Origin of the sequence: Virgibacillus siamensis (assembly GCF_900162695.1) — a bacterium.
In the GTDB taxonomy this organism is placed as follows: Bacteria; Bacillota; Bacilli; order Bacillales; family Amphibacillaceae; genus Lentibacillus; species Lentibacillus siamensis_A.
This window is the reverse complement of sequence record NZ_FUIH01000007.1, coordinates 362,866-383,757: the sequence shown is the minus strand read 5'-3', so window position 1 is coordinate 383,757 and position 20,892 is coordinate 362,866. Positions and strand designations below refer to the sequence as shown.

Genomic DNA, 20,892 nt, shown 5'->3' with positions numbered 1-20,892 from the left:
AACGGCAATGATTGTCATCAATTTGTTTAAATTACAGAGCCAGTCTGACGGTATTCGACTTTTTCCCTTCCACTTTTGTCAATGGATTGTATGGTACCACATAATACGAAGAAGGATTGAATACATTTACACTGCCGATGAAAAACTCTGATTTGCCTTTGACTTCCCCGATTCGCTTATCAATACCTTCCTGTTCACGGTAGATATGGTAGACGACACGATTATCCGCAGCACTGCTCCACTCCAATCTTCCTTTAAACAGGGAAAAACCGCCAAATGCCAGTTCTGACTGGAGATTAATATTCTCCGGAAGTTCAATTGGTTCAGGCAAGTCATTCACTTTCTCTGGCTTTGTGAAAGATGCTGCCAGATTTTTCGTTTTATCCAATTCAGTTAGGATTGCTTTGGTCAAACGGGTCGGATACGAACTTCCGGCAGTAAGATAATGATTTTTGTCAGAGGTATCATACCCCATCCATAATGCACTGACATACTCCGGAGTGTACCCGACAAACCACGCATCTTTATACTCACCTTTTACGTACGGGTGTTGCGTGGAACCGGTTTTGCCAGCAAGTGCTTTCCCATATTCGCCGGCATTGCCGGTTCCCCGCTCCACCACTTGGGTCAGCATTTCAGTCATATTCCATGCCACCTGAGGACTGAACACCTTATTTTCTTTCGGATTTGCCTTGAAAATCACTTCTTGCTCCCTGTTGTAAATTCGATTGATGGATGTCGACTCGATGACTTTCCCGCCGCTTGCAAATGCACGAAAGCTTTCAGCCATCTGCAGCGGTGTCAGTCCTTTGCTCAAGCCGCCAAGCGCAATCGCCAAGCCATCATCCTTTATATTAAGATGCATTTTCTCCAAGTAATCTTTAGCATATGAAATCCCAATCTGATCCAGCAGCCATACTGCAGGCGCATTTTTCGATGCTACCAATGCATCATAAATGGAAACCGCACCGGCATACTGATCATCGTAATTTGTTGCAGTATAGTGATCTATTTCCATTTTTTGATCTGGAATTAACGAATATGGCTGATACATTTCCTTCATCATTGCCGGCCCATAAACGGCAATCGGCTTCATTGCCGATCCGGGCTGGCGTTTGACAGTTACATGATTCAAGTCACCAAGCTGATAATCTCTGCCGGCAATTGCAGCCGCAATCTTTCCGGAGGTCTTTTCCATCAGTACAAATGCACCTTGGACACCTTCCGTATTGCCCGGAAAAAAACTGTCTTGCCGGAAAAGCTTGTAAGCTGTTTGTTGGGCTTCCTTATCCATGTTGACGATGATCCGGTAGCCGCCGCGCTTCATTTCATCAATGGATAAATCATGCTCTTCCTGTAATTCTTCCAGAACAAGATCAATGTATCCGTCTGCCCACGGATTTGGTTTCGTTTCGTTCAACTTCAATCCTAATGATGTTTGCCGTGCTTTCTTGTGTGCTGCATCTGTAATTTTTCCAGTGTCATGCATCACCTGCAATACCAAGTTCCTGCGGGCAACCGCTTTATCAGGATGATCAATCGGTGAATAACCATTCGGCCCTTTAGCCATCCCTGCCAGCAATGCACCCTCAGCAATGGTCAGATCTTCCACCGGTTTTGAAAAATAGAATTGCGATGCAGCCTCCACCCCGTATACACCTTGTCCAAAATAAATTTCATTTAAATATAATTCCAAAATTTTCTTTTTTGACAACTCACGTTCAAGATGAATGGCAGCCACTACTTCTTTTGTTTTTCGCATCCAGGTTTTATCATTATGGAGAAAAAGGTTCTTCGCAAGCTGCATTGTAATCGTACTTGCCCCTTCAACCTTTGCTCCAGCGACAATATCCTCTACGATGGCGCGGACAACAGACCTGAAATCCACACCTTGATGGTCAAAAAACCGTCTGTCTTCAATCGCAACAAAGGCCTCCTGTACGTGGTCGGGGATTTTTTCAATACTGACAGGAATTCGATTTTCTTCATATAATTTGCCGATTACTTTTCCGTCAGATGTTTCAATGGTCGTTGTCGCATCAAGTGTCAGATCTTCCTTATCGACAACAAGCGCGCCACCGAACAAGACAGCAGCATAGCCAAGCAGTCCAAGTACAATAATAATACTGAACGAAAGTACCAGCCACTTTATTTTTTTCATGTATTCACCTCAAATAAGATTCCTTGTATAGTATACGACAGATTTCGTCATTAAAAAAGCAATAATACCTACTATAAATTAATAATCATTATAATTGACTAACCACGCAGGAATGAGGGTATTATGAAAATATAGCAATTCAGAAAGGGGAAGCTGTATGAATGCATTCATGACAAAAGGAACATTTGATTTTTTAAAAAATCTGAAGGACAAACATCCGGACCTTGACTTGTTTTATATGAACGGAGACGGCAGCACACTGGTATACTACGAGTCTGATCAAAAGAAAAGTATCTTTGCTTCCGGACGTGATTTTGAGGCAATTATTGAAAAAGGCCAGCTGAAAAAGAAAGGGTATGTCGTCATGAACAATATACCGGTAACTGACGAAGGGAGAGCCGTTTTCGAGGAAAATTTCCGGAACCGACAGCAGCATGTTGATTCGTTCGCAGGTTTTCAGGCATTCCGGCTCCTCCGTCCGAAAAAGAGCAACCAGTATGTTGTTCTCACCCAATGGGCGTCAAAAGAGGACTTTGAGGCATGGAAGAATTCAGACCAATTTAAAAAAGCGCATAACAAAGGAAATGTAAAACAGCCAGCATATTTTGCTGACCGTCCGTTCATAACAAGCTACCATATGATTGATCCGAATGAATAAATAGTAATATTTATAATTATGCTGCAGCGATTATCATGCTGCAGCTTTTTTAATAATACCTTCCACAGCAGCTGCAATAATCTTCATCATCCCTCACCTTGAAAAGATAAAAGCATTGGGAAGATTGTACATCGTATTTTCTCTTGTTGAAGCAGTCATTATGGCGATGTTTTTGACAATGGTGGTCACGATTGCTTTTATTACAGATGCAGCAACATTCACAGTGCCGACAATTGGACTTGTTTTTCTTGTTGTGGAAAAAATCATAATAGCAGTCGTCGTCTTTTTGGCAATGATGACAGTGTTTCTTTTTATAGGGATCGTGGTAGCACATCAGAACCCCTCCTTTACTGGATGTTCCATTCATTTTATGAAAATGGGCCCGTTATTGATTGGACAGGATCCAAAAAAATAGAATTACATGAAATGCTGCTTTCCCATTGTGACTTCGCCCTTAAAGGAAGACAGGCTGACAGGCGGAATTAATTAACAGGAATTCCGCGTTCTGATTCTGCAGATATTTAAAATAATGTGAAGTTGGTCATAGATGAAACAAAATAATACACCAAAGGAATCTTATAATGTCTATTTTTGATGCAAAACCACTTGATAAAAAATTTTACCGGCAGCCGACACTTGAACTGGCAAAATCACTGCTTGGCTGCCTGCTTATAAAAGAAACTTGCGAGGGAACAGCGGCTGGATTCATCGTTGAAACGGAGGCGTACATGGGGCCGCTTGACAGGGCTGCACATAGTTTTAACAATCGGCGCACGAAGCGAACAGAAATCATGTTTGGCGAACCCGGACATGCCTATACCCACCTTATGCATACACATTGCCTGATTAATGTTGTCAGCGGGCAAATAGAACAACCGGAGTCAATCCTTATCAGAGGTATTGAGCCATATATTGGGCAGGAGCTAATAGAAGCGAGAAGACCAAAAGCAAAGAACAAGCGGCAATGGACAAACGGCCCGGGAAAACTAACAAAAGCACTTGGGATTTCAATGGCTGATTATGGTCACTCACTTGATACGCCACCACTTTGGATTACGTGCGGACGGAAAATTAATGTGAACGATATTGTGACAGGACCTCGAATCGGCATTGACAATTCCGGAGAAGCCAAAGATTATCCATGGAGATTTTGGATTAAAGGAAACGCTTATGTATCCAGATAACTGAGAGACTGTGGTGTGATATATATTGGCACGGGGGATTGGGGGAAGTTGTAAAGCGGAGTTCTGCTTTTGTTCGGCGGGTTTAGGCTTTTGTTCGGCGGCTGCGGGCGTTTGTTCAGCGGATTTCGGCTTCTATTCGGCGGCTGCGGGCGTTTGTTCAGCGGATTTCGACTTTTATTCGGTGGCTTCGGACGTTTGTTCAGCGGGCAGCGGCTTTTGTTTTGCGGCTTGAAACGAACGCCCCCCACCCAAGTTAACTCTTATAATCTATCAATCCTCCTCAAATAGATTACAACAGCCTGGAAAAGACATTGACATATTTGGCTTTGACTGCGTATACTTTTTAAAACACACTTTTTTTATCGGAATAATGTTGTTTAAGGAGGGTTTTAATGTTTCTTCAGATGGATAGTGTCAGTAAAAGCTTTACTGGGCGTGATTCACAGCCTTTTACAGTTTTTTCGGATATCGACTTAAACGTGCCTGAAAATCAATTTTTATCCATTCTGGGGCCATCCGGATGTGGAAAATCCACATTATTATCGATGGTTGCCGGACTTGAAAATGTTACGAATGGCTCGGTTTCACTTCAAGGCAAAAAAATTTTTCAGCCTGGTCGGGAGCGCGGAATGGTTTTTCAGCAGCCTTCCCTATTTCCGTGGCTAAACGTCCGTGATAATGTGACATTCCCGCTCAAAGGAATCATGCGTAAACATGAAGCGAATGAGCGTGCGGATTATTTTTTAAAAATGGTCCACTTAAGTCATTTTAAAGATAATTACATCTATGAACTTTCCGGCGGGATGCAGCAGCGTGTCGCAATAGCCCGGGCACTTGCCATGGATCCAAAAGTTTTATTAATGGATGAACCGTTTGCGGCGCTGGATGAACAAACACGACATATTTTGCATGATGAATTAATCCAAATTTGGCAACAAACCAAAAAGACAATCCTTTTCGTTACTCACAGCATTCAGGAAGCTGTTAAACTATCAGATCGTGTCATTGTGATGGGAACACTGCCTGGACGTGTTATTGCTGACATTAACGTGGATATACCGAGGCCAAGGAAGCGTGAAGACCATCAGGTGATCGAGATAGAAAAAAAGGTGATGCATTTGCTTGAAGGTGAAATTGATAAAGTATTAAAGGAAGAGTTATCCCATGAAAATTAACCTGGTCGTAAAGCGAATACTATTTTTAATTGCTGTCATCGTAATATGGCAATTGATTTTTACAATGAATCTATTTCCGGATATTATTTTTCCTTCACCAGAACAAATTGGCACTGCATTATATGAAGGGTTTGCCAGCGGAAGTTTAGTAAAAGCGTTGGGAGCGAGTCTGAAGCACTTATTAATTGGGTTATCGTTAGCCATTATATTCGGTACCATTTTAGGGGTTATTTTCGGCAAATCCAATCAGGCGGATGAAACAGCCGGTATGTACCTGGTCGCATTGCAAAGTATCCCAAGCATTGTCTGGGTGCCGCTTGCTATCATGCTGTTTGGTTTTACCGAGTTTGCAGTTATTTTTGTTGTTGTGCTAGGTGGTACATTTGTGATGGCGCTTAATGTCAGGACGGCTATTCATAATGTTTCGCCACAGCTGATTCGGGCAGCTAAAACAATGGGCACAAGCGGGTTCGGATTATTCCGCCGTGTTGAAATCCCTGCCAGCGTTCCTTATTTTATGCAGGGACTCAGACTTGCCTGGGCATTCAGCTGGCGGGCATTAATGGCAGGTGAATTGCTTAGTAACGGCCCCGGACTCGGTTATTCATTACGATATGCACAAGATTACGCCCGAATGGATCAGGTAATCGGAATTATTATCATTATCGGTGTTATCGGTGCAGTCGTTGATCAGCTCGTATTTTCCAAATTGGAGAAGAATGTAATGCAACGCTGGGGATTACGGACAAAAACATAGAAGCCCGGTTACCGCATGTAAATACGAGGGAGCAGCCCTCCCCTATAGAAAGGAAGAGGATACATGAAAAAAGTTTTCTTATTGGCGATTATTACTGCATTCAGTCTTACATTATCTGCTTGCGGAGGAAATAATGGAGCGAAAAGTGCCGATGGAGCAAAGGAAATCACCATCGGATATTTCCCGAATATTAACCATGTTGCCGGGATGGTGGCGGAAGAAAAAGAATTATATTCCAAAACGTTACCAGATGGAACAAAGGTTAATTATCAATACTTTCCAGATGGTTCAGCATTTATGACCGCCATTGAAACCGGCGACATTCAGGGCGGACTTGTCGGCCCCGGACCGGCAATGAATCATTTCACAAGCGGGGCAAAGATTAATGTCGTTGCTGCTGGTTCAACAGGCGGCACCGTAATTATGGCCCGAAAAGGCACCAACATCGACAAACCAGAAGATTTAAAAGGAAATACGTTTATTTCACCACGAGTGGGCTGTACCCATGACGTCCAGTTTGAAACAATGATGAAAGAAGAGTACGGCATCACCTCCAAACGGGTCGGCGGAACTATGAAACATGTCACAGGAAAACCAGCAACCTATAACGCTTTGTTTAAAGCGGGAAAAGTCGATGCGGCTACTGTACCGGAACCATGGGCATCTGTCATTCAGGAAAAAGGGAGCGGGAAAGTACTTGTAGACACCAAGAACGTAGCATATGGGCAAACACTGCCGGCAGCTGTGTTTGTAACGTCTCAGGACCTGGTCAAAAACAACCCGGAAATGGTTCAACATATTGTTGACGCACATAAAAAAGCGACGAAGTTTATTCAAAATAATCCCGAGAAAGCCAAAAAGATTGCAATTAAAAAAATCAGCGAAATTACGGATCAGAAACTTTCAAAATCAGTAATTGACAATGCATGGAAACGCATAAGCTTCACATATAAAATTGATGGTGATGTGCTGCAGGATTTCGCAAATTCCTCCTATCAGCTTGAATTTTTAAAAGAGAAACCTGATTTAGATGGATTGGTTGATACTAGTTTTATTCAGTAAGAAAATTTTAAAAAGCCAGCTGGGTTATCCCTTGCTGGCCTTTTTATCTGTTCCATCTTTATATTCGTTAAAAAATGCTGTAAATAATTCTTTTGACTGTGAACCTGTTACACGGTCAACTTCTTTACCGTTTTTATAGTAAACAAGTGTAGGTGTACTCATTATCGTATATTTTGGAGCCATTTGCGGAAATTCAATCAGGTTCAGCTTTTTCATATCCACATTCATATCCTTTGCAAGTGGTGCCAGCATCGGTGTCGTTTTTTTACAATGCGGGCATGTCGGGCTGTAGAAATAAACGAATAAACTTTCTCCGCTGTCCACTTTTTTCCCGAGTTCATCCGGCAGAATCTGATTTCCGTAATACGGGCTGTCCAACTGATCGATAGTTGCTTGATGCAGGTCTTCTTTTCCATACGGATTGTCTTCCATTGCCTTATCATTTTTGAAATCAATAACAAAATAAAGTCCTGCAAACAAGACTACAATGACAATCCCAAAAATAACCATTTTCTTTTTCATCTTAGTTTCCCCCTTGCTGTTTCATCAGGATAATATGCAAAACAAAGATTACAATAAATGCAACCCCGGCCATAAAAGGAATCGTAATAAATCCAAAGTAATTTACGTATTCGGCGTTGCAGGGAACCAAGCCGCATGAATTTCCGGCGTCTTCCAATGCGGGCAATTTTTGCACCAGATAATGATAAATGGACACACACACACCTATTCCGCTTAAAATCAGTCCAGGCAGTGCCACCCTTATATCTTTTTTGATTGCGGCAACTCCGTAGATAATAACAAGCGGATACATTAATATTCGTTGATACCAGCATAATTCACATGGGACATAGCCCATAATTTCCGAGTAAAACAAACTTCCGAGCATTGCAATAAACGCCTGTCCCCATATAAGCATCAGCAATGTTTCGTTCGATTTGGAATTTCCCATGTTTTATAAATCTCCTCATATTAATTTTCTTCAATAGTATACAGTGAATTCTACGAAAAAATCAAAAAAGAAATTCCAAAAGACCTAATTTTTCTCGCGGGATAAGTCATTTTTGTGAACATATACAGCCGCTTGTGTGCGGTCATGTACATCAAGTTTGGAAAGAATATTGCTTACATGGGTTTTCACGGTCTTAATACCAATATACAGTTTCTCCCCAATCTCCTGGTTTGTCAGACCATCTCCGATGCAAAGCAGTACCTCGAGTTCACGCTCCGTTAACTCTTCATGCGGCTGCTTTGGTCCGCGGCGGAAATTGGTCATCATTTGACCGGCAACTTTCGGTTCAATCACATTTTCCCCTGCGGCAGCCTTTTTGATGGCTGAAGCAATCTCCTGGGCCGATGATGTTTTTAATATATAACTGAATGCACCCGCTTCAATGGCAGGAATCACCTGTTTATTGTCATAATAACTGGTCAAAATAATGATTTTACATGTGGGAAGTTCCCCCATAACTTGTTCCGTGGCCTCAATACCGGTACCATTCTCCATCATAAGATCCATCAGCACAACATCGGGGACAGTATCCAGAATGACATTTACCCCTTCATTGCCACTTGATGCCTGCCCGACAATTTCTATATCTTTTTCTGTCCGTAAATACGAAACAATTCCTTTTCGGACAATTTCATGATCATCTACTACTACTACGCGAACCATAAGATTTCCCCCTTTTTAACATGGAATCCGAAGATCAATATATGTTCCTTCCCCTTTTGTCGACCGGATGGCAAATGTGCCGCCGAGCTCTTCTGTGCGCTCCCGCATTGTTTTAAGCCCGTACGACGTCTTGCGTCCGGTGTCCTCTTTCACATGGAAGCCTTCCCCATTGTCGCTGATATGTACAAATAACTCATCAGACCGGATGAAAGCTTCAATTGTAACATTTGTCGCTTTCGAATGTCTTAATGTGTTGGAAAGCGCTTCCTGGATAATCCGAAACACATGCTCTTCAACTGTATCAGATAACTCAATGTTATCATTCATAGCGACTTTGAATTCGAGCGCTGTTTTCTGTTTCAGTTCGTCTATCAGTTTTTTGATACCTTCCCTCAATGGTTCACCCGATAAATGAACCGGACGCAGATGCAGCAGCAGTGCCCGCATTTCGGTTTGTGCCTTCAAAGCGCTTTCGGCAATATCCCTAAGCTGCTCTTTTGCGACGGCCGGATCAATCTCCAGCTGCCGAAGTGATGCTTCTGACATCATCGTAATCGCAAACAACTGCTGGCTGACTGCATCATGTAAATCCCGGGCGAGCCGCTGCCGCTCCTCAATCACAGCTGCCTTGTGCGCTGATTTAGCGAAATCGGCCTTTTCATCCGCCATCCGCTGTAATGATTTCACCTGATTTTGTAATTTTCCCCCAAGCTCATTCATTTCATTGCCAATACGAGTAATTTCATCGTTCTCATTAAAATAAATTTTTGAATGATAATTCCCATTGGAAAATTGTGTAATAAGTCCGGATAAATAATCAAGCCGCTCCTTCATCTCACCACCCGATTTAAAACCGGCATAGAATGAAATGAACACACCAACCAGAATATATAATAATATGAAAATAAATATACCGAGTGCTGATAGCCAATCGGGAGAACCTAATACGTAAATGGATAAAAGAAGCGACAATAAAATGACCGTTGTAAGAAATACAGCATATAGATGGGAGCGAATATATATAAAACGAATGCTGCTCATTTTGTGTAACATTTTCCCGCCCCCTCTTAAACAGTTACAATCCGAATGGATCCTGCTTTCATATTAATCATCAAATCAAGTTTTTTAACTGCTGTTGCATAATCGTCTGTTTCATACCGCACCCTTCTGTTAATCCCTTCCGCTTTCTGTCCGGCAACATCAATATCCCCGGCTTTAGCAGATGCATCAACCCGAAAAGCGATATTTTCCGGAATCAGAATGTTCACATCACCTGCCAAAGACTTAATGGTTATAGGGGTTTCCTTATCCGGAATAAATGCTTTGGAAAAGTCCATGTAAAAATCCCCGGCCATGCTTTTCAGATTCATTGGTTCCACTTTCCAGTTCGGTTGACTGTAATCATGTTCTCCAACCGAGAAATAACTGTTGTCATATTCAGTTTCGCCCTTGCTATTACCGTCTGAAGTGTAGGTTACTTTAATTCTGCTCGGCTTACGGATAAATGAAAAACCGATATAAATAATCAATAATGGCCACAACTTATAAACATCCCAAAATTGAAACGCAATCACATCGAACCGATCAAGCAAAAGCAATGAACCAAAAATAAAGAAGAATGACCCAAAAATCCAACTGCCACCTTTTTGCCGGATTTTATCAATCATCCATTTCAATCCGAACAAAACAAAAATGGAAGGATAAATATACAGCCATGCATTATCCATATTCATGTCCATTACACCTATATTTGCCAAAACCAGTCCTGCACCGGCCAAAATCAGTACCACAGCAAACAAAAATCTTAAAAAGCCGCCGCCCATTGCCATCACTCATTTCCTCTAAAGTTAAGTTACCCTTATTGTAACGGTTTGTCTGTAAGCATGGAATGACCTCCGGAATGTTTTTATCTCCGACTCAAGACGGAGACATTTCCTGCTTCTTTTTCACAAATCTGTACAAGAGAACAAGCACAGCTATACAAATTCCACCGAAGAAAAAACCACCCAGCACGTCGGTCAGATAATGAACATTTATGATATATCTGCTGATGCCAATCAACAGAATAAGCAATGCGAAGCCTACGTGTAATAAATATTGTGTACGCCTGTTCTTTATTTTTCCTGCAATAAAATAAGACAATAACCCGTAACATACGGTAGAGATCATCGCATGACCGGACGGGAAACTGTATCCCTCCGCATCTGCTGCCGCAAAAATACTGGGGCGCTCCCGCTCTACAAGAACCTTTATCGCAACATTCAGCAAATGACTGGAAAACGTCCCCAATCCAAAAATAACAGCCGGAAGCAATTCCTTGTACAAACGCCACAAAACAAATGCCATAATTATAGTAAATGGAGTCAAAAACGTCCCGGAACCAAGCTCCGTTATCCATCGGAATATAATAAACACTTGTGAACCTGCCAGATCATCGACAAATGCTCTGGTCCACTGATCGACATACAGTACGTTGCCGCTCACAAGTTTAACCACCCAGATTCCGATTAGTACTGCCATTATACTAAACAAAATAAGAAATAAGGAATAACCTTTCTTTCGCACGTACATAACCTCCTGTTTTCATCATACCTTATAACAGGTTTTAAAAAAACGATTTAGGGAACTGTATGTATATGATGAAATTAATGAAAGGTTGGGATACAATGGATCAGGATTTAAAAAATTTGATAGATGGTCTTAATGAAGACCTCGCACATGAATATGCCGCAGCAATACAATACACGTACAGTGCATCGGTTGTAACGGGGCTGTACCGCTCGGCCTTAAAGCCATTTTTTGAGGATGAAATAAACGATGAAATGGGACACGCACTTTATTTATCCGAAAAAATTTATAATATCGGCGGTACACCAACAACGAAGGCAGCCGAAATCCCACAGCCTACAGAAGTAAAAGATTTACTTGAAGCATCATTACAATCAGAAAAAGATACAATCGAGCGCTATGAAAAACGCAAAAAACAGGCTGATGGCCTCGGCTATACCGAGCTGGTTGTCAAGCTGGAAGATATGATTGCTGATGAAACACACCATAAAGAAGAAATTGAACGATTACTATCAGATCCGCGAGTTTCCTGATTAAAAGTTGAACACGGGGATTGCTGCAGTGAGCAGCAATCCTTTTTAATTTGTGCGGATTGATATGCCTGCCTTCTTCTATTGATATATTCGCTCCCCTTCCTGACTTTTTAAAATTATATTTAATGTTATAATTATATAATTATATAAAAAAAACAAGGGGTTGATTACATGCTGCAAGAAATACATAAGAAACTGGATGAACACTATTCCGAGATGGTGGAAATCCGGCGTTACCTTCACCAGTATCCGGAACTTTCATTTCAGGAAACAAAAACGGCAAAATATATCGCTGATTTTTATCAGGAACTGGACATCCCCTGCCAGACAAATGTTGGCGGGAACGGTGTTATTGCAACACTTAAAGGTGGTAAACCCGGGAAAACTGTTGCACTAAGGGCGGATTTTGATGCACTACCGATTCAGGATCAAAAAGATGTTCCGTACAAATCAAAGATCGACGGTGTCATGCACGCATGCGGGCATGATGGGCACACAGCCGGCCTGCTTATACTTGCCAAAACGATGAAAAACTTCCAAGAACAGCTTCCTGGAACGATTGTGTTTTTGCATCAGCATGCCGAAGAATATGCACCCGGCGGAGCAAAGCCAATCATTGAATCCGGTGCACTCGACCATGTGGATGCTGTCTTTGGCACACACCTTTGGGCAACAACTCCGTTTGGTGTTTTGCAGACATCAAGGCATGCATTCATGGCCGGCGCTGATCGGTTTGATGTGACTATTCAGGGAAAAGGCGGCCATGGAGGATATCCGCATGAAACGAAAGATGCGATTGTAATTGGCTCACAAATTGTTTCACAGTTGCAGCAAATTATCAGCAGACGACTTGATCCGCTGGAAACTGCAGTTATTACAATTGGGCAGTTCGAGGCAGGATCAGCATTCAATGTCATTGCAGATACGGCAAAACTGGTCGGTACTGTACGGCATTTGAATACAGAGGTCAGGGATCAAATCGTCACGGAAATTGAGAAAATCATCGAAGGGATCTGCGTTGGAAACGATGTTACGTACACTTTGAACTATGAAAAAGGTTATCCACCGCTTATCAACAACGCGTCTGAGACTGATCTTTTATTGCAGGCAAGTGAAAAGGTACCTGAAGTGAAAAAAGCGGAAGTCGTAAAGCCGGTGATGGCTGGAGAAGATTTTGCCTACTACACGATGGAAAAACCGGGAGCTTATTTCTTTACCGGTGCAAAACTTGAAGGTAACACCTATCCACACCACCATCCAATGTTTGATATTGACGAACGAGCCTTACCAGTAGCCGCTAAAACATTGATTGCCGCTTATTTTGAGTTTCAGGAGCAATATGGATAGGGTCTGCTGAAAGACCATATTCCCGTTTGAACGCCCGTTTATTTTCGGGAAATATACGGAGACTCCAGCGGAAGGAAAGACCCGGTCGCTGAAAAAGAGGAATAGAATTTGTTCGGCAGTTGCGTGACTGTCTGCTTCCTGAAAGGGGAGCGGGCAGTTTTTTGCTGGCCGCACTGAAATGATAAAGCAGAAGGCGTTTTCGCTAAAGTTGACAGCTGAAATGCTAAAGTTCATGGTCAAAATGCTAAAGTTCACAATCGATATGATAATGTTCACAATTATAAGTTCAAAACCCCCCAATTTTAATCCACTCTTGCATTCAGCAGGAGAGACATTAACAATGGAAGAGGTTCGCCGTGTTGTTTTTGACCATGAACTGATTTTCCTGTCAGGGTCATCACGGGAAAGAATCATGACCAGCAGGCAGACAGCTGAAAGGATGCTGGCTGAAAAACAGACCATGTATTATGGCATTAATACAGGTTTTAGGAAGTTCAGTGATGTCGAGGAAAGGCATAGGTGAGACCCCCGCAGTACGACGAGCAATACTTCCCCCGATTATCCTTCAAGTTGCGAGCTTCATTGAAACACTTGCAACACGACGGGCACCAAGCACGAGGAGACCCAGTACCCGCCCGCGGTAAAGAAGACACTGCGAAAGCTTGCTTGAGCAGATGTCGCACTTATGCTGGCAGTGAAAGCCTAGTATATTTCCTTCGCTTAATTTAAATTAGTTGTTCGGGTTTTCCTTAGAATATTACACTTTATGCAATCTTCTTTTTTACATACCCGTTCTGGAAAAGATAATTAAATGCTATCCCTCCGGCAAAGACAATCCCTGCACCAAGCCAAACACCCATCACGAGCAGCAGTACTGTAAAAATAATTGTCTGCAGGAATGTCAACTGGAATAGTAATTTGATTAATGACTGCTGCCGAACCTTTGTGGAAACGGGGTACAAATCAAGCCACATAACCGTTCGATGATGGTGATACAGTGTCATCATCTGGAAGCTGCTCATGTAAATGAACAACAATGCAAAAATGGCTTTCATCCAAAGGTTTGGTACGAAAAATATGAATAAACCGCCAATAACAATCAGCCGTACATACATCCCAAGATAATCACCACTTCTGACGACCGAAATCCGGTACAGATAATCAAATGTATGCTTTTGGGTAAACGGCACACGACTGACCAACGAAACAAGCCAATGCCGTCCTTTTACCCGATTTTTCAGATGCGGAACATCCGCAAACATATTGGCAATCCGGTAAAATGTCTGCATCCGGCTCTGATCCTTTTCCAGAAGAACATCCCACAGAACCCCTGCCTGCTTTCGGGAAATCATAAAATCATACACAAACACGAACAGAAACAGAATTGTAGTAATACCCGCAAGCAACAGTTCACCTTTCACAAGGAAATAAAAAACAGCCATGTTAATTAACGTACGTGCAAGAATGTCCACTTGGCGAATACCTGGTTCCCTGATTTTCAGCATTCTCCAGTTGGTAATCAGATTCCACAGCTTAAAAATCAGAACCACTACAAGTGTCAGTAAGTAAACATTTCCCGCACGATCAGGGTATGTTGCAAAATAAAGTGGTCCCAATGCCCCTCCTGCAAGCAGCAAAATATACAATTGAACAACATAACTATAGATGATGGCATCCCGAAAGTATGGGCCCATCTTCGTTTCGGCCGGAATCAGGAAAACAAGGTCCGGTTCCTGAATCAATGTGCGCACCGGGCTGTAGCTGACTAATAATCCCAACACAGCCCCTGCAATGATGGCAACCGGGAAATTTTCCGGAAGGTCCTTCAGCCACTGTTGATAGTAGTAAGCCATAACCGAAACAAAAAACATCATGGCAAACGCAATATGGCCATTAAATATGTAGCGGGTGTATCTTCCCAGTTCCTTAAAATGGGAAGACAGCCGCTTTTTAAAAAAATCATGTGCATCAAACATGGCTATCTTCCTTTGTTAACTGCACATATAAATCATCGAGCGCAGCATCCGGCATATCAAAATCTTTCCGCAGCTCGTCCAATGTTCCGGCGGCCCGTATTTCCCCGTCATGCAGAATGACAAACCGGTCGCAATTCCGTTCCGCGGTCGCCAGTATGTGGGTGGACATCAGCACACCCGAACCATTGGATTTCATACCATCCATTAATTCAAGATATGATTTGATGCCAAGCGGATCCAGCCCCACAAAGGGTTCATCCACAATATACAATGGCGGTTCAATCAGAAAAGCGCACATAATCATGACTTTCTGCCGCATCCCTTTTGAAAAATGAACCGGAAACCATTTCAGTTTTTTCTCCATCCGAAATTCATTCAAAAGCGGCTGCAGCCTTTTTTCAAATACATCTTCCGGAATATCATAAGCCATCGCAGTAAGTCTCAAATGCTCATACAATGTCAACTCATCATACAAAATTGGCATTTCCGGTATGTAAGCCATCTGGTTCCGATAACTTTCCGGATTTTCCGCAAACGTTTTTCCATTCACGGACACAGTACCTTTTTTAGCCTGCATTAACCCAATCACATGCTTTATTGTCGTACTTTTCCCGGCCCCATTTAGTCCAATCAGTCCAACGATTTCACCTGGAAAAACATCAAACGAAATTCCGTGCAGTACATTTTTATGTGTATATCCGCCGTGCAGATTTTCAATATGCAACAATGATTCCACAGATTCTCCTCCTAAACGTCACTTGATAAAATTTTACCATGTTTACATAACAATGCCAAAACAAACTCTTCCCGGTTATTCGACATTTTGTGTGTATAAAATTTGCCCGGAACATCCACAATATTAAATGAAGTTGCGAGGATGTATCACTGTCATACAAATTTGTAAAACAAATGAGGTGTCTGTGAAAGGCAATCTAATGCAATAAACGTTTTTGCCAGTGTATCCCCGTAAAAAGGGATGCTGCCAAAATAAGTTTTTTTGTAATCAACGTTAATCGATTATCGTTAACAATCATTACAAAGTCCCCAACATTAGAATGTAGAGTCATCCTCTTGCTTCTCAAACAGGCAGGTCCGCATCTGCGGGCTTGACCTGTTTATTTTATGTCTATACAATTAATGAAAAGACAATTAGGAGTGATTTCATATGGGTCATGAGGATTGTATTTTCTGCAAAATTATTAATGGGGACATCCCTTCCGCAAAAGTATATGAAGACGAAGCTGTTTATGCTTTTCTGGATATCAGCCAGGTAACAAAAGGACATACACTTGTAATTCCAAAAACACATACCAAAAATATTTATGAAACACCGCCGGAAATAGCCAGCAAATTATTTTCCCGAGTTCCAAAAATTGCCGCTGCCATTAAAGAGCGTTTTAAGCCGATTGGCATGAACCTGCTGAACAACAACGAAGCACCAGCTGATCAGTCGGTCTTTCATTTGCATATTCATATCATTCCAAGATACGGAGACGGAGATGGCTTTTCATCCAATTGGACGACACATGGCGACAACTATTCGACCGAAGATCTTCAGCAAATTGCCGCTGATATTCAAGGGAACATCTAGTTGTTTTTAGAATATTATCACTTTTGATTTATGGGTATATCTGATATAATGGATTTGTATAGCCTTGATACGAAAGAACAAGTAAATACTGGGATTTTGATTATTTTGTCAGCGCTGAATATTATGGCGCGTATTGAAAATGACAAGGCGACTATCCATGCCATAAAGACTCAATAACTCAATCCTCTGGCATTTCTGTCAGAGGATTTTTCGAGGAAATGAGTAATTTGTGGATTAGTTCCTCCGCAAAACAGGAAAGGTTATACTAGTGACGAAAGGGGCGTTTTACATGATAAATAAAAAATCACTACTGCTTGGTGTGTTGGTTGGCGGAGCAATCAGTTCTACCACTGCACTGCTCAGCGCGCCATATTCAGGAAAAGACCTGCGCAGCCGTGCCAAAGAGCAAGGCCTTGAATGGCGGGATATGGTAGAAAATCTAAAACGGGACGGACTTCGATTAAAGGATCAAATTACGGAAACTTCTAAAGAAGGTGCCGCATTAGTGAAAGAACTTACACAGGAAATGAAAAACTCTGTGGAAGAATGGAAAACGGCTGTTGAACCCCATCAAGAAAACATTTATGAATATCTGGAGCAAATTGAATCAAGCCTGAAAGATTTGGAAGAAAAAATTAATAAGGAATAACAGGATCCCCTCTATCCCGAGGGGTTTTTTTGTATGGAAAGCAGACCAGCCTGGAATGACCAATTATTTGTTGATTTGTAAGCCGCCTCACCTATTTTTAAATTCAATCACACCCAATGCAAAAAGACTGCCCATTACATCAGGCAGTCTTTTTACGTATGTTTCTTATTTTAAACCTTTTAACCATTTATCTAACTTATCAGGGTGTTCTTCCAAATATTTAGCTGCAACTTCTTCAGGATCTGCACCATCGTGGATTTTACCCATTAGTGAGTTTAGCTGCTCATAGTCAGCTGTATATTGCTTCAAGATTTGGTATGCAGCCGGCGACTTATCTTTTAGTTCTTTGTTAACTACGATATCAATGTGATCACCGTCACCACCGTAAACTCCTTTAGGGTCTTTAAGCATTTTCAAATCCATTTTTGCAAAAGCCCAGTGTGGCTTCCAAAGTGGAACAATAATTTTCTCTTTATCTTCCATTTTTTTCTGAAGCTGTGAAAGCATTGCTGAACCTGAGCTTTGCGTCAAGGTCCACTTGTCAAGACCATATTCCTTCAATGCTTTCTGTGTGTTTTGCATGATTCCTGCGCCTGGGTCAATACCAATAATTGTCCAGTCAGTTGCTTCACCAAGCTCCGTATTACCCTTTAAATCTTCAACAGAGTTAACGTCTTTCATATAAGAAGGAACTGTCAGTGCGAGTGGTGCTTTATCAATAATGGTGTTGATGGATTCAACACTGTCCTTATACTTTTTCCAGTAGCTTTGGTGAGTTGTCGGCAGCCAAGCAGATGCCGTAATATCAGCGGATCCGTCTGCGACACTTGACCACATTGGACCGGCTTCAACTTGCGGTGTTTCCACCTCATAGCCGGCTTCTTCGAGAACCTGTGCAATCAAATGTGTACGAGCGATTGCGCCAGCCCATGCAACATAAGGAATTGTCAGTTCTTTTTCACCAAGTTCAACACCACTGCTGCTGCCTGAATCTCCTTCTGAACCACTGTTGGATGAGTCCGAACTTTCGTCGCTTCCGCTGCCGCATGCAGCCAAAACAACTGCCAAAGCAACAACCATGGCCAGGCCGATAAATCTAAACTTCTTAAACATAGTGTTTTATACCTCCTGTTAAATAGTAAATTTATTTTTCCAAAGCCTGCCGCCAATTATGCGGCAGGTTTTTTGAAATACAATTATTTGTTTCCTTTGTTTGCTCCCTGTGTAATACGGTCCAACACCATAGCCAAAATAACAAGGGCAAGCCCGCCTTCAAAACCGGTCCCGATCTGAATTTGTGTAATGGCACGGTAAACAACGGTACCAAGACCCGGAGCACCAACAAGTGATGCAATAACAACCATGGAAAGGGATAGCATTATTGTCTGGTTAATCCCTGCCATCATTGTAGGCATTGCCAATGGAATTTGAACTTTAGTCAGGCGTTGACCTGTAGATGAACCGAATGCATTGGATGCTTCAATCAGTTCTTCATCTACTTGACGGATACCGAGATTTGTCAGTCGAACAGTTGGCGGCATCGCGAAGATAATTGTTGAAATAACACCAGGAACCATTCCGACGCCAAAGAAGATAACTGCCGGAATCAAATATACAAAGGCTGGCATCGTCTGCATAAAGTCGAGTATCGGTGTAATAATCGACTGTACCGTACTTTTCTGTGACATCCAGATGCCGATTGGCACCCCAATAATAATCGCAATTAAAACGGAAATAACAATCAACGAAATTGTCTCAATCGTCTCCGGCCAATAGCCAAGGTTATTGATTAATCCCATTCCAATCAATGTAAAAAGACCAAGCTTCCAATTAACAATCCACCATGCAAGCAAAGCAATCAGTACAACAAAAACCAAAGCCGGAATGAATCCGATTAATGTAACCAGTCCTTCCGATACGAAGGAAATCCCGTTTGCCACTGATTCAAAGAACGCTTCAAACGTATCTGTCAATAAATCAACAAACGACTCAATCCATTCTGCCAACGGGAGTTTTGGAAATAAATTATGCATATTATCCATCTAACTCGTCACCCCCATTTCCATTAATCAGTGTGTCGTCGCCAGCAAGTGCACCTAACACCATTCCCCGTACAACTAAACCGACCAGTCTTCCGGAATCATCTACAACAGATAATGGTGCTTTTGCTTCGGTTATTTTATCGAAAAGATCAGCCAATAAAACATCCGGTGTTACATTTGGAATATCTGTAGTCAGAACATCTTTCAATTCTTTATTGTTCTTCGCCGCCTCTGATGCATCATCAGCGGTGACATAGCCAAGGAGTTTCCGTTTACTGTCGGTAACATAAATCGTAGAAACCCCATTATCACGCATAAGTTTTAAAGCAACTTTAGGACCTTTATCCACTGTAACTTGTTCTGCCCGCTTCATAACATGACCGGCAGTCAGTACTTTGGATAAATCAACATCCTCAACAAAACGTTCCACATAGTCATTGGCCGGGTCCATAAGAATTTCTTCAGCTGTTCCAATCTGAACGATGCTTCCGTCCTTCATTAATGCAATTCTGTCACCAATCCTAAGTGCTTCATCCAAATCGTGCGTAATAAACACGATGGTTTTGTGCACGGATTGCTGCAAATCCATTAATTCATCCTGCATATCTTTACGGATTAATGGATCCAATGCACTGAACGCCTCATCCATCAGAAGAATATCAGGGTCATTGGCAAGTGCTCTAGCCAGACCGACACGCTGCTGCATACCGCCGGAAAGCTCGTTTGGATATTTATCCAAATACCCGCCTAAGCCAACTAATTCCAACGCTTCACGCGCCTTCTTTTCACTCTCTTGTGGATTTGTTTTCCGAATTTCCAAACCAAATTCGGTATTCTTTAGAATTGTTTTATGAGGAAGCAGTGCAAAGTTTTGGAAAACCATACTCATTTTTTTTCTTCTTAAATTCCGTAACTGTTCCTTATTCATCTTTGTAACGTCCTCATCATCAAGAACGATGCTGCCGGATGTTGGTTCAATAAGTCGGTTCAGCATACGGACAAGCGTGGATTTCCCACTCCCGGAAAGTCCCATAATAACGAAGACTTCTCCAGCTTCTACTTCAAAGGAAGCCTGATTAACACCGACCGTCATTCCCGTCATCTCAAGGATTTCATCTTTTGATTTGTTTTCCTCAAGGTATTTAACAGCTTGTTTCGGCCGTTTGCCAAATATTTTTGTTAATTTGTCAACCTTTATTTTACTCATTATCTCACCTCTCTTAACACGTTATTTTTTACTTTACAATTGCCGCACATGTTCATTTCGTTAGTAAACACAATGCTGCTGTAAAATGGCCATCACTTATTGTTCCATTGTTTTTTCACCGATCCGGCCAAAAGAGTGACGAAAGTCTTGCAACTAAATTATTAGTTTTGTCCCATAAATATATAGGAATCTATCAATTCCTGGCATTCAAGTACTTCAATATGAAACCAAACGCCCATCACTCACTCTAATTACTATATAACGTATTACAGTTACATTTCAAACATTAAATACCATAAATTTAGTA

Annotated in this window: 23 protein-coding genes; 11 read left to right on the top strand and 12 right to left on the bottom strand. The window is 41.8% G+C overall.

Annotated elements, in window-relative coordinates; genetic code table 11:
* Positions 1-31: 31 nt before the first annotated feature.
* A complete protein-coding gene (locus B1K71_RS05585) occupies positions 32-2,161 on the bottom strand; it encodes a transglycosylase domain-containing protein (RefSeq protein WP_077325003.1) in 2,130 nt (709 codons plus the stop codon).
* 157 nt (positions 2,162-2,318) lie between these two features.
* Here B1K71_RS05585 and B1K71_RS05580 point away from each other — a divergent pair, with 157 nt between their 5' ends.
* The 6 genes from B1K71_RS05580 (at position 2,319) to B1K71_RS05555 (ending at position 6,997) form a co-directional block, all read left to right on the top strand.
* Positions 2,319-2,819, top strand: a complete 501-nt coding sequence (locus B1K71_RS05580) for an antibiotic biosynthesis monooxygenase family protein (RefSeq protein WP_077325002.1) — start codon at positions 2,319-2,321, stop codon at positions 2,817-2,819.
* A gap of 115 nt (positions 2,820-2,934) precedes the next feature.
* Positions 2,935-3,234 carry a hypothetical protein gene (locus B1K71_RS05575; protein WP_077325001.1) on the top strand — a complete coding sequence of 100 codons (300 nt, stop codon included), beginning with the start codon at positions 2,935-2,937 and terminating at the stop codon, positions 3,232-3,234.
* 166 nt (positions 3,235-3,400) lie between these two features.
* Positions 3,401-4,003 carry a DNA-3-methyladenine glycosylase gene (locus tag B1K71_RS05570; RefSeq protein ID WP_077325000.1) on the top strand — a complete coding sequence of 201 codons (603 nt, stop codon included), beginning with the start codon at positions 3,401-3,403 and terminating at the stop codon, positions 4,001-4,003.
* Between the two features lie 392 nt (positions 4,004-4,395).
* Entirely contained in the window at positions 4,396-5,178 is a 783-nt protein-coding gene (locus B1K71_RS05565) for an ABC transporter ATP-binding protein (RefSeq protein ID WP_077324999.1), read from the top strand.
* On the top strand, positions 5,168-5,935 hold the full coding sequence (locus B1K71_RS05560; protein ID WP_077324998.1) for an ABC transporter permease: 768 nt from the start codon (positions 5,168-5,170) through the stop codon (positions 5,933-5,935). The genes B1K71_RS05565 and B1K71_RS05560 overlap by 11 nt, the downstream gene beginning before the upstream one ends.
* Before the next feature lie 63 nt (positions 5,936-5,998).
* Positions 5,999-6,997, top strand: coding sequence for an aliphatic sulfonate ABC transporter substrate-binding protein (locus tag B1K71_RS05555; protein ID WP_077324997.1), 999 nt, complete (start codon positions 5,999-6,001; stop codon positions 6,995-6,997).
* Positions 6,998-7,021: 24 nt separating this feature from the next.
* Here the strand turns inward: B1K71_RS05555 and B1K71_RS05550 are convergent, their stop codons facing one another.
* The 6 genes from B1K71_RS05550 to B1K71_RS05525 form a co-directional block, all read right to left on the bottom strand.
* Complete coding sequence (locus B1K71_RS05550) at positions 7,022-7,519, bottom strand: thioredoxin family protein (RefSeq protein WP_077324996.1); 498 nt, start codon at positions 7,517-7,519, stop codon at positions 7,022-7,024.
* 1 nt (position 7,520) lies between these two features.
* Complete coding sequence (locus tag B1K71_RS05545) at positions 7,521-7,949, bottom strand: disulfide oxidoreductase (RefSeq protein ID WP_077324995.1); 429 nt, start codon at positions 7,947-7,949, stop codon at positions 7,521-7,523.
* A gap of 84 nt (positions 7,950-8,033) precedes the next feature.
* Positions 8,034-8,672 (bottom strand): response regulator transcription factor, encoded by a 639-nt coding sequence (locus tag B1K71_RS05540; protein WP_077324994.1) that lies wholly within the window; start codon positions 8,670-8,672, stop codon positions 8,034-8,036.
* Positions 8,673-8,687: 15 nt separating this feature from the next.
* The gene (locus tag B1K71_RS05535; RefSeq protein WP_077324993.1) at positions 8,688-9,725 is read right to left on the bottom strand and encodes a sensor histidine kinase; all 1,038 of its coding nucleotides are present in this window, start codon (positions 9,723-9,725) and stop codon (positions 8,688-8,690) included.
* A 14-nt stretch (positions 9,726-9,739) separates the two neighbouring features.
* A complete protein-coding gene (gene liaF, locus B1K71_RS05530; RefSeq protein WP_245799364.1) occupies positions 9,740-10,501 on the bottom strand; it encodes a cell wall-active antibiotics response protein LiaF in 762 nt (253 codons plus the stop codon).
* An 88-nt stretch (positions 10,502-10,589) separates the two neighbouring features.
* Entirely contained in the window at positions 10,590-11,237 is a 648-nt protein-coding gene (locus tag B1K71_RS05525) for a phosphatase PAP2 family protein (protein WP_428848856.1), read from the bottom strand.
* Positions 11,238-11,338: 101 nt separating this feature from the next.
* On the opposite strand from B1K71_RS05525, the gene B1K71_RS05520 reads away from it, so the two are divergent.
* The 3 genes from B1K71_RS05520 to B1K71_RS19825 all read left to right on the top strand — a co-directional run bounded on the left by B1K71_RS05520 (position 11,339) and on the right by B1K71_RS19825 (position 13,643).
* Positions 11,339-11,773, top strand: coding sequence for a ferritin-like domain-containing protein (locus B1K71_RS05520; RefSeq protein WP_077330049.1), 435 nt, complete (start codon positions 11,339-11,341; stop codon positions 11,771-11,773).
* 171 nt (positions 11,774-11,944) lie between these two features.
* A complete protein-coding gene (locus B1K71_RS05515) occupies positions 11,945-13,120 on the top strand; it encodes a M20 family metallopeptidase (protein WP_077324991.1) in 1,176 nt (391 codons plus the stop codon).
* A gap of 340 nt (positions 13,121-13,460) precedes the next feature.
* Positions 13,461-13,643, top strand: a complete 183-nt coding sequence (locus tag B1K71_RS19825; RefSeq protein ID WP_077324990.1) for an aromatic amino acid lyase — start codon at positions 13,461-13,463, stop codon at positions 13,641-13,643.
* A gap of 241 nt (positions 13,644-13,884) precedes the next feature.
* On the opposite strand, the gene B1K71_RS05505 is transcribed toward B1K71_RS19825, so the two are convergent.
* The gene (locus tag B1K71_RS05505; protein WP_077324989.1) at positions 13,885-15,096 is read right to left on the bottom strand and encodes an ABC transporter permease; all 1,212 of its coding nucleotides are present in this window, start codon (positions 15,094-15,096) and stop codon (positions 13,885-13,887) included.
* Complete coding sequence (locus B1K71_RS05500) at positions 15,089-15,832, bottom strand: ABC transporter ATP-binding protein (protein ID WP_077324988.1); 744 nt, start codon at positions 15,830-15,832, stop codon at positions 15,089-15,091. The genes B1K71_RS05505 and B1K71_RS05500 overlap by 8 nt, the downstream gene beginning before the upstream one ends.
* Positions 15,833-16,261: 429 nt before the next feature.
* On the opposite strand from B1K71_RS05500, the gene B1K71_RS05495 reads away from it, so the two are divergent.
* Both B1K71_RS05495 and B1K71_RS05490 read left to right on the top strand, forming a co-directional pair.
* Entirely contained in the window at positions 16,262-16,687 is a 426-nt protein-coding gene (locus B1K71_RS05495; RefSeq protein WP_077324987.1) for an HIT family protein, read from the top strand.
* A 289-nt stretch (positions 16,688-16,976) separates the two neighbouring features.
* Positions 16,977-17,336, top strand: a complete 360-nt coding sequence (locus tag B1K71_RS05490; RefSeq protein WP_077324986.1) for a YtxH domain-containing protein — start codon at positions 16,977-16,979, stop codon at positions 17,334-17,336.
* 165 nt (positions 17,337-17,501) lie between these two features.
* Here the strand turns inward: B1K71_RS05490 and B1K71_RS05485 are convergent, their stop codons facing one another.
* From B1K71_RS05485 to B1K71_RS05475, 3 genes are all read right to left on the bottom strand, one after another.
* Positions 17,502-18,449 (bottom strand): glycine betaine ABC transporter substrate-binding protein, encoded by a 948-nt coding sequence (locus B1K71_RS05485; protein WP_077324985.1) that lies wholly within the window; start codon positions 18,447-18,449, stop codon positions 17,502-17,504.
* An 83-nt stretch (positions 18,450-18,532) separates the two neighbouring features.
* On the bottom strand, positions 18,533-19,378 hold the full coding sequence (locus B1K71_RS05480) for an ABC transporter permease (RefSeq protein ID WP_077324984.1): 846 nt from the start codon (positions 19,376-19,378) through the stop codon (positions 18,533-18,535).
* Positions 19,371-20,585 (bottom strand): quaternary amine ABC transporter ATP-binding protein, encoded by a 1,215-nt coding sequence (locus B1K71_RS05475; RefSeq protein WP_077324983.1) that lies wholly within the window; start codon positions 20,583-20,585, stop codon positions 19,371-19,373. Before B1K71_RS05475 ends, B1K71_RS05480 begins: the two co-directional genes overlap by 8 nt.
* Positions 20,586-20,892: the final 307 nt, after the last annotated feature.